Below are 2235 nucleotides of genomic sequence, written 5' to 3' on the forward strand. Positions count from 1 at the left end.
CGAACACGGTATCGGCGCCGGTTGCTTCCAGGGCCTGGCGCAGGTCCGCCACGAAATCGGGGCTGGAGCTGTCAACCAGGTGGGCCGCGCCCAAGCCGCGCAGCAGATCGGCCTGTTCGGGCTTGCGCACCACGTTGACCAGCGGCACGCCTTCGGCGGCGCACAGGCGCACCAGCATCTGCCCGAGGTTGGACGCGGCGGCGGTGTGGACGATGCCCTTGCCGCCCACGGCGCGCAGGGTTTCGACAAAGCCCAGCGCGGTCAACGGGTTGACGAAGGCCGCCGCGCCATCCTGTGCGCTCGTGCCTTCGGGCAGGACCATGCAGGCCTCGATCGGAACAACGCGATGGCGGGCATACATGCCACCGGCAAAGGTCGCCACGCGGCGGCCGATCAAGGCCTGCGCGCGCGGGCTGCTGCCGGCAGCGATCACCGTGCCGGCGCCTTCGTTGCCCACTGGCATGACCTCGCCCAGGCGGCCGGACAGCGCGGCCAGGCCAGCCGGCGAGAGCGGCGCTTCCACGCGGCCGGGGGCAAACGTTGCCTGGTCGACGCGGGCAGAGCTGAACAGCAGGCCCAGGTCAGATGGGTTGATCGGCGCGGCCTCCACCGCGATCACCAGTTCGTTCTCGGCCGGTTCGGGCAGGGGCATTTCGGTGAGCGCGGCGATGATCTTGCCGTCTTCGTGCGCCTGGCTGGTCAGGACGAGGGTGGTTTGCGGTTGCATGGCGTTGGTGTTTCCGTTTTGTCAGCGGGCCCTGCTACATGGGATCGGGCAGCGGCGCTTGCAACCGCCGGTCAGCCCAGCTTGCGCAGCGGATCGCGGCCATCCCAATCGCGCGCGGCCTCGCGCATCATGGCGAAAAGCCCAGCGCCGCCTTCCATCAGCTTGACATATTCGATCACGCCACCCGGCCCGGCGCCGGCATCGGCATAGATCACCCCGCCGGTTTCGCCCACCTTGCCTTCGATCAGGATCGTGGCGCCCGCTTGCGCCAGCGCGGCGCGCACCGGTTCCAGGTCATCCACCTCGACACACACATGGTGCAGCCGGTCGGTCACCGCATAGGGGCCGGTATAGATCGACGGCGCATCGTTTTCCGCGCGGATCAGTTCGATCTGCATGTCGCCCCAATAGCCCCAGGCGGCCGAAAAGCGCGCGTCGCTCGGCTCGCCCAGATAGGTCATGTCGGCCAGCGTGATGCCTTCCATCAGGAAGAACGGACCGGCGCCGACCACCCTGGTCCAATAGTCGATCGCCGCATCGAAATCGGCGGGCAGGTAGGCCATCTGGAAGATGGGGCCAAACTGGGTGAGGGGGCCGCGCTGGGACATGGTGTGCTCCGTCAGACTATCAGGCAAACAGGCTCTCGGGCGCTTCGAGCAGGCCCTTGAGCGTGGCGAGGAACGCGGCGGCGGCCGCGCCATCGACGGCGCGATGATCGACCGACAGCGTCAGCGCCAACCGCGTTTCAAAGCCCACGGCGCCGCCCGGCAACTCGCATGGGGTGCGGGCTGCCGCACCCACCGCAAGGATCGCGGCCTGGGGCGGATTGATGATCGCGGCAAACTCTTCCACCCCGAACATCCCCAGGTTGGAGATGGAAAAGGTGCCGCCTTCCATGTCGTCATAGCCCAGCTTGCCGGCCTGCGCCTTGTCGATCAGGGCGCGGGTGGCGGCGGCAATGCCGGGCATGCCCAGGCGATCGGCCTGGCGCACGATCGGCGTGACCAGGCCCTTGGGGCTGGCCACGGCAATGGCGATATCGGCATGGGCAAAGCGGTGCACGCTGTCCCCGTGCACCTGCACGTTGACATCGCCGTGCTGGGCCAGGGTAAGCGCGGTGGCGCGCACCAGGTAATCGTTGATCGAGGCCTTGATGCCCAAGACCAGGTTGGCCGTCTGGCGCAGGGCGAGCAGTTCATCCAGCCGCGCACTGGTGCGCAGGTAGAAATGTGGAATGTCCTGCTTGGCCTGGGTCAGCCGCTGCGCCACCACCTTGCGCACCCGGTCGAACGGCACGACCGTGGGCAGGTTGGGCACGGGCACGAACGGCGCCATGCCGGCCGGCGGGGCAGCAGGGGCAGGCACCAGCGCCAGCACGTCAGCCTTGGAAATACGCCCGCGTGGGCCGGTCCCAGTGATGCCGGCCAGGGCAATACCGTGCCGCGCGGCCAGGCGCCGGGCGAGGGGAGAGGCGAATACCTTGGCCCCATCGGCCAGCTCGTCCTGCG

Annotated in this window: 2 protein-coding genes and 1 pseudogene; all 3 read right to left on the reverse strand. The window is 68.6% G+C overall.

Annotated features, from left to right (window positions below; genetic code table 11):
* Positions 1-727: pseudogene (locus tag H926_RS35105) on the reverse strand (NADH oxidase); the annotation flags it as partial.
* 71 nt (positions 728-798) lie between these two features.
* Positions 799-1335, reverse strand: a complete 537-nt coding sequence (locus H926_RS0120760) for a VOC family protein (protein ID WP_022677971.1) — start codon at positions 1333-1335, stop codon at positions 799-801.
* A gap of 19 nt (positions 1336-1354) precedes the next feature.
* Positions 1355-2235, reverse strand: an 881-nt coding sequence (locus H926_RS0120765) for a 2-oxo acid dehydrogenase subunit E2 (RefSeq protein ID WP_022677972.1), incomplete at its 5' end; no start/stop codon positions are given.

The sequence above is a fragment of the Novosphingobium sp. B-7 genome, assembly GCF_000410615.1.
GTDB lineage: Bacteria > Pseudomonadota > Alphaproteobacteria > Sphingomonadales > Sphingomonadaceae > Novosphingobium > Novosphingobium capsulatum.